This is a genomic window from Pseudoxanthomonas sp. LH2527 (genome assembly GCF_022539275.1).
Taxonomy (GTDB): Bacteria; Pseudomonadota; Gammaproteobacteria; order Xanthomonadales; family Xanthomonadaceae; genus Pseudoxanthomonas_A.
On the sequence record NZ_JAKZBW010000036.1, the window covers coordinates 36,614 to 43,046 of the forward strand.

At 70.4% G+C, this 6,433-nt stretch carries 9 protein-coding genes; 7 read left to right on the forward strand and 2 right to left on the reverse strand.

Annotated features, from left to right (window positions below):
- Window positions 1-68 precede the first annotated feature (68 nt).
- A complete protein-coding gene (locus MMG85_RS16605) occupies window positions 69-977 on the forward strand; it encodes an AraC family transcriptional regulator (RefSeq protein ID WP_241047043.1) in 909 nt (302 codons plus the stop codon).
- Window positions 978-1,145: 168 nt separating this feature from the next.
- Window positions 1,146-1,661 (forward strand): DUF3016 domain-containing protein, encoded by a 516-nt coding sequence (locus MMG85_RS16610; RefSeq protein WP_235578516.1) that lies wholly within the window; start codon window positions 1,146-1,148, stop codon window positions 1,659-1,661.
- Between the two features lie 36 nt (window positions 1,662-1,697).
- Here the strand turns inward: MMG85_RS16610 and MMG85_RS16615 are convergent, their stop codons facing one another.
- Window positions 1,698-2,492 (reverse strand): hypothetical protein, encoded by a 795-nt coding sequence (locus MMG85_RS16615; RefSeq protein ID WP_241047044.1) that lies wholly within the window; start codon window positions 2,490-2,492, stop codon window positions 1,698-1,700.
- A 117-nt stretch (window positions 2,493-2,609) separates the two neighbouring features.
- On the opposite strand from MMG85_RS16615, the gene msrB reads away from it, so the two are divergent.
- From msrB to MMG85_RS16640, 5 genes are all read left to right on the forward strand, one after another.
- A complete protein-coding gene (msrB, locus tag MMG85_RS16620; RefSeq protein ID WP_241047045.1) occupies window positions 2,610-3,077 on the forward strand; it encodes a peptide-methionine (R)-S-oxide reductase MsrB in 468 nt (155 codons plus the stop codon).
- Window positions 3,078-3,168: 91 nt separating this feature from the next.
- Window positions 3,169-4,224: a CorA family divalent cation transporter gene (locus tag MMG85_RS16625; protein ID WP_241047046.1), complete on the forward strand. Its 1,056-nt coding sequence runs from the start codon at window positions 3,169-3,171 to the stop codon at window positions 4,222-4,224.
- A 34-nt stretch (window positions 4,225-4,258) separates the two neighbouring features.
- The gene (locus MMG85_RS16630; protein ID WP_241047047.1) at window positions 4,259-5,032 is read left to right on the forward strand and encodes a HipA family kinase; all 774 of its coding nucleotides are present in this window, start codon (window positions 4,259-4,261) and stop codon (window positions 5,030-5,032) included.
- Window positions 5,019-5,426: a DUF3037 domain-containing protein gene (locus MMG85_RS16635; protein ID WP_241047048.1), complete on the forward strand. Its 408-nt coding sequence runs from the start codon at window positions 5,019-5,021 to the stop codon at window positions 5,424-5,426. Before MMG85_RS16630 ends, MMG85_RS16635 begins: the two co-directional genes overlap by 14 nt.
- Window positions 5,423-5,713 carry a DUF4031 domain-containing protein gene (locus tag MMG85_RS16640; RefSeq protein ID WP_241047049.1) on the forward strand — a complete coding sequence of 97 codons (291 nt, stop codon included), beginning with the start codon at window positions 5,423-5,425 and terminating at the stop codon, window positions 5,711-5,713. The genes MMG85_RS16635 and MMG85_RS16640 overlap by 4 nt, the downstream gene beginning before the upstream one ends.
- 95 nt (window positions 5,714-5,808) lie before the next feature.
- Here the strand turns inward: MMG85_RS16640 and MMG85_RS16645 are convergent.
- On the reverse strand, window positions 5,809-6,433 hold a 625-nt coding region (locus MMG85_RS16645), incomplete at its 5' end, for a hypothetical protein (RefSeq protein ID WP_241047050.1).

Here is a 6,433-nt window from a genome sequence, read left to right on the forward strand (position 1 = left end):
GGTTCCATCCGGCGGCGCGCTGCGTAGACTCGCTTCACCCCCACGTCCGCCCCCGCCAAGGCCTTGCCATGCCCGACACCACGCCCGCCCACGACGGCTGCCTCCGCGAACTGGCCGGCCTGATTGAACGATCCGCCCACGGTGACGGCCTGCACACCACCGCCATCCCCACGCTGCAGTTCTCCCGCCTCAGCGCGCCGATGCAGCTGCCGATGCGCGGCGTGCAGGAAGCCGCGCTGTGCCTGATCGTGCAGGGCGCCAAGCGCGCGATCCTGGCCGACGAGGTGTACGACTACGACGCCAGCCGCTTCGTGGTGGCCTCGGTCGACCTACCGGTCACCGCGCAGGTGACCCAGGCCTCCGCGGACGCGCCCTACCTGTGCCTGATCCTGAAGCTCTCGCCGTCCACCATCGCCGAGCTCGTCACCCAGGCCGAATCGGCGGAAGCCCCGCTGCCACCCCCCTCGCGCGGCCTGTGCCTGGCACCCAGCAGCGTGGAACTGCTGGAGGCCACCATCCGGCTGGTGAAGCTGCTCGATACGCCGCGCGACATCCCGCTGCTGGCGCCGCTGGTGGAGCGCGAGATCCTCTACCGCGTGCTGTGCAGCCCGCAGGGCGCGATGCTGCGCCACATCGGCATCGCCGACAGCCAGGGCCAGCGCGTGGCGAAGGCGATCCACTGGTTGCGCCAGCATTACGCCAAGCCGCTGCGCATCGACCACATCGCCCGCGAGGTGCACATGAGCACCTCAGCGCTGCATCATCACTTCAAGGCGGTCACCGCGATGAGCCCGCTGCAGTACCAGAAGCAGCTGCGCCTGCAGGAAGCCCGCCGGCTGATGCTCAGCGAAGTGCTGGACGCTGCCAGCGCCGGCCATCGCGTGGGCTACGAAAGCCCCTCGCAGTTCAGCCGCGAGTACAGCCGCATGTTCGGCGCACCGCCGGTGCGCGACGTGGAGCGACTGCGCAGCCTGTGAACGGCCTGCAAACCGGGACTGAACGCCGCGCGGCGCGTGGCGCGCCGCCGTGTTGTTTCACCCCACCGGCGGGCGCACACTTCATGTGACTCCCACGGAGGATCCGTCATGAAGGCGCCTGCCCTGCTCCTCACCGCCCTGGTCGCGCTCGCCACCGCCGCGCCCGCGATGGCGGCACCGAAGACCGTCACCGATCCGAACCTGCCCCGCAGCGTGCCCGCCGAGGGCGGCGCGGTCAGCGTCAGCTGGTCCGATCCCGCGCAGTTCAGCGAGATCAAGTTCAGCGGCAACCGCTGGGAAGCCGAACGGGGCACCTGGGTCACCCAACTGGCCACCTATCTGCGCGATGAAGCGGGCCAGCGTCTCGCGCGCGGCCAGACCCTGGACGTCACCATCTCCGACATCGACCGCGCCGGCCACTACGATCCCACCGTGCGGATCGGCATGAACGACATCCGGGTGGTCAAGGATCTGTATCCGCCGCGCATGACGCTGACCTTCACCCTGAAGGGGGCGGACGGCCAGGTCGTGGCCGAGGGCGAACGCAAGCTGGTCGACCACGCCTTCCTGATGGGCACGCAGATCAACAACAACGACCACCTGCGCTACGAGAAGCGCCTGATCGACGACTGGCTGCGCAAGGAATTCCGCAACAACGCGGCGGCGCTCAGCTCGACGCCCTGATCCCCCGGCACGGCGCGCAACGCACGCAGGCCCCGCTCAGCGCGGGGCCTGTCCGTTTCCGTCTTCCGATTCGTGCGGGTAGACCGCCGACACCGTGCACTGGAAGCGCATGCCGGCACGGAAGCGCGACGCGCGCACGTCGTCGCTGACCGGGTACGCCGACGAAGCGTCGAACGACACGCTGTCGCCGGTTCCGTCGGCGACCACGCGGTCGCCCGGGTTGCCGCAGATCAGGCTGATGCCCACGCCGGAGCGGAAGCTGATGGCCGGCGCGGAATCGAGATCGGGGCAGGCCTGCGGCAGTTCGACGCGGTAGTAGCGGTGTCCGCCGGAGCGCTTGGGCGACACCTCCACCAGCATGCCCTTGCCGTCCTCGGACCACGAACGCAGATAGCGGGTGTCGAAGCAGTAGCTCGACGAGCCACCGAAACCGCGACGGCGCTCGCCGCGTACTTCGACCGCCGGCAGCGTGGTCGCGACGGTCTGTTCGGCCATCGCGGAGGCTGCGCGGGCGAGCGCGGCGTAGTCGCGTGCCTCCACCGGCGTGACGCCCGTGATCGGACACGTGGCGGCGCCGATACGCACCGCTTCGCCGGCGCTGCCGCAGGCGCGCCCGCCACGCACCAGCAATTGCGCATGGACGCCCGGACTGCCCGGGCAGTCTTCCCCCAGGTCGATGCGGAAACGCTGGCCACTGCGATCGAGCGCCGCCAGGTGCCTGGGCGAGGCCTGGTGCAGTTCGGACACCTGCCGTGCATCGAGGCATGCGGGCGCCGTCGATGCGGCCGGCGACTGTGCTGAAGCGGCAGGCGTAGCGAGCAGCATGATCATGAAAGTCGAAAGCCTGCGCATCCCTGCCTCTCGTTTGGGTCTGCCGATCATAGTGCAGACTTGCAGCACGCCGATGGCGGCACCATATCGGTCACACCTTTTCTGCGGAGCACGCCCATGACGGCTTTCGACCTCACCCCGCCCACCGCCGCGCAGCGCGACACCCTGGTCGCCGGACTGAGCGACGAGGAGCGGCGCGTGCTGCTGCAGCACGGCACCGAAGCGCCGTTCTGCGGCGTGTTCCTCGACAACAAGAAGGACGGCGTCTACACCTGCCGCCTGTGCGGCCTGCCGCTGTTCCGTTCCAGCGCCAAGTTCGATTCCGGCACCGGCTGGCCGAGCTTCTTCCAGCCCGTCGACGAAGCGCATGTCGGCCGCATCCACGACCGCAGCTACGGCATGGTCCGCACCGAGATCGTCTGCGCGCGTTGCCAGTCGCACCTGGGCCACGTGTTCCCGGATGGTCCGCCGCCGACCGGCGAGCGCCACTGCCTGAATTCGGTGTCGCTGGCCTTCACCCCCAACGGCGAGGCGTTGCCCGACCCCCTGCAGCGCGGCGGTGCCGAGGCGCAACCGGCCGGATAGGCCGCCGCGACGCCTGTCACGAGACCGGCACATGACGACGGTAGCCTGACGGTCATCCCACCGTCTCGCGACTGCCGCACGGCTGCAACACATGGCTCCGCCCGTCGATCCCGAAGCCCGCCCGTCGCCGTTCTCCGGCCTGCCCGGCGCGCTCTGGCTGTACCGGTTCGACGCGGACGGCCGCGCCCGCGCGCTGGATGCCGGGCGGTGCGACCTGGATGCCGTGCAGGCCACCGACGGTCACTGGCACTGGCTGCACCTGGACCTCAGCGATGCCCGCAGTGCCCAGGTGGTCGCAGGGCTGGCCCTGCCGGAGGATGCGTGCGCCACGCTGCTGGCGCCGGACTCTCACGTCAACCTGCAACTCGAAGACGATGCGGTCCACGGCGTCTTCGTCGACTGGACGCACCAGCGCGGCGTCGACCTTGCCGCCGAAGGCCAGTTGCGCGGCGACGACGGCATCGGCTGGCTGCATTTCGCGCTGACGCCGACGCTGCTGGTCACCGCGCGGCGGCAGGCGCTGCGTTCGGTCGAGGCGGCGCGGCGTGCGGTCGGTGCCGGCGCCGACGCGGATTCGCCGGTGCGGCTGCTGGAACTGGTCGCCGCGCGTTTCGCCGACACCGTCGAGCGCAGCAGCGATGGCCTGTCGGTGCGGCTGGACCGCATCGAGGACCGCGTGCTGGCCGACAGCATCGGCGAGGAGCGGCGCGACCTCGCGCAGCTGCGCCACCAGACCGTGCGCCTGCACCGTCCGCTCACCGCGATGCGGCGCGTGCTCAAGCAGTTCGAGCAGCGCCATCCGGCCGACACCGGGCACGAACTGCTGCCCGCGGTGTCGCGCCTCAACCAGCGCTTCGACGATCTGGATGGCGACGTCGCCACGCTGCAGGAGCGCGCGCGCCTGCTGCAGGACGAAGTCGCCGCGAAGCTCGCCGAGCGCACCAACCGGCACCTGTATGTGCTGTCGATGATCACCGCCCTGCTGCTGCCGCCCAGCCTGGTGGCCGGCCTGTTCGGCATGAACCTGCCCGGGCTGCCGTTCGCCCACAGCACGCACGGCCTGGCGTTCGCGTTGTTGCTCGGCGTGGCATCGAGCGTGGTGGTGTATCTGGCGCTGCGGCGGATGGGCGTGTCGCGTTCGACCTGAGCCGGGGGCGCAGGCGCGGTATCCTGCCGGCCTGATGACCCTCCCGCTCCGTATCGCCACCCGCTACGTCACCCCGCTGCGCGAAGGCGGCTCGATGCCCGCCGTGGTCGAAGCCGACAACGACGGCCTGTACGTGCTCAAGTTCCGCGGCGCCGGCCAGGGACCGAAGGCGCTGGTCGCCGAACTGATCGCCGGCGGCCTGGCCAAGACGCTGCAGTTGCCGATGCCGGAACTGGCGCTGATGGAACTGGACGCGGACCTCGCCCGCACCGAAGGCGACCCGGAGATCCAGGACCTGATCAAGGCCAGCGCCGGCCTGAACCTGGCGATGGACTACCTGCCGGGCGCGGTGAATTTCGATCCGGTCGCCGAACAGCCCGACGACGACCTCGCTTCGCGCATCGTCTGGTTCGACGCCTTCATCAGCAATGTCGACCGCACCGCACGCAATCCCAACCTGCTGATGTGGCACCGCCGGCTCTACCTGATCGACCACGGCGCGGCGCTGTACTTCCACCATGGCTGGGACGGCGACGTCGCAGGCGCGGGCAAGCCTTTCCCGTTGATCCGCGACCACGTGCTGCTGCGCTGGGCATCGCGACTGGCGCAGGTGGATGCGGAACTGGCGTCGCGGCTGTCCGGCGATGCGATCGCCGGTATCGTCGCGACGGTACCCGATGCCTGGCTGCAGGGACCGGATGCGTTCGGCGCGCCGGACGCGCAGCGCGCCGCCTATGTGGAGTACCTGACGCGGCGCGTGGCGCAGCGGGATGCGTTCGTGCAGGAGGCGATCCGTGCACGCGCATGACACCTACGACTACGCGGTGATCCGTGTGGTGCCGCGCGTGGAGCGCGAGGAATTCGCCAACGTCGGCATCATCCTGTCGTGCGAGCGCGCGGGCTTCCTGGAAGCGCGCATCGAACTGGACGAGGCGCGCCTGCGCGCGCTCGATCCCACGCTGGACATCGACTCGCTGCGCCGCCACCTGGCGTCCATCCCGGCGATCTGCCGTGGCGGCGAAGCGGCCGCGCCGATCGGCCTGCTGCCGCCGCGTGCGCGCTTCCACTGGCTGACCGCCAAGCGCAGTTCCATCATCCAGACCTCGCCGGTGCACATGGGCCGCTGCGGCGACCTGCCGGCGACGCTGGACCACCTGATGGACCGCATGGTGCGGCCCCCGAAGGCCACCGCGCCGCGATGAGCGTGTACGTGGACGATGCGGTGACGCTGTGGCGGGGACAGCGCTGGGCGCACCTGATGGCCGATACGCTGGACGAACTGCATGCGATGGCCGCGCGCCTGGGGATGCCCCGGCGCGCCTTCCAGGACAAACGCAGCGGCGCGCATTACGACGTGACCGCGGCCTTGCGGGAGGCGGCGTTGCGCCACGGCGCCATCGCCATTTCCCGCCACCGCGACCGCGAGCAGGTCCGCGCCATCATCCGCATCGCGCGCTCGCAGTGGAGCGGCGCGGCGGCAGCCCCGTGATGGCGTAGAGCCGGGCTTGCTCGGCCGCGGCCTTTCCAGGATCCGGTCATCGGATCGGAGGGCAGCGGAGCAAGCTCCGCTCTACGTCAGGGCGATCAGAGTCGCTGGGCCTTGCCGCTGCGGATCGCCTCGTCCAGCAGGCGGTCGACATCGCGCCGCAGCTGGTCGGTGGCGGCCATCTGCTTGCGCGCCAGCGCTTCCTGCTGCCGCGCGAGTGGCTCCTGCTGACGGGCCAGCGCTTCTTGCTGGCGGGCCAAGGCCTCCTGTTCGTCCTGCAGCGCTTTCATGCGGCGGTCGTTGGCGGCGTCTCGAGTGTCGTTGTCCCGCAACGAAGCGGCCGCCCGCTCGACGCCGATGGCGGCCATCTTCATGCCCAGCTCGCCCTGCTTCATGCCCAGCTCGCCCTGGCGTTCGCCGAGCGCGCCCTGCCGTTCGCCCAGCTTGCCCTGCTCCGCGCCCAGCGCTTCGACCGGCGCGTGCGCCGCCTTCACCTGCTTGACGGTGGCGACGTCGCGCACGATGTATTCCTTGCCGTCCTGACGCAGCCAAAGCACCGGCGTCTTGCCCTGCTGCAGCGTCCTGGCGATGCGGATGTCGTCGCTGTGCCCCGCCATCGTCACCCGGTCGTCGTCGATCAGTACATACGCGTCGCCGTTGCGCGCGCCGCCGATGCTCCACGTGCCGCGCATCGCGGACGGCGCAGGAGGTGGCGCGGGTGCA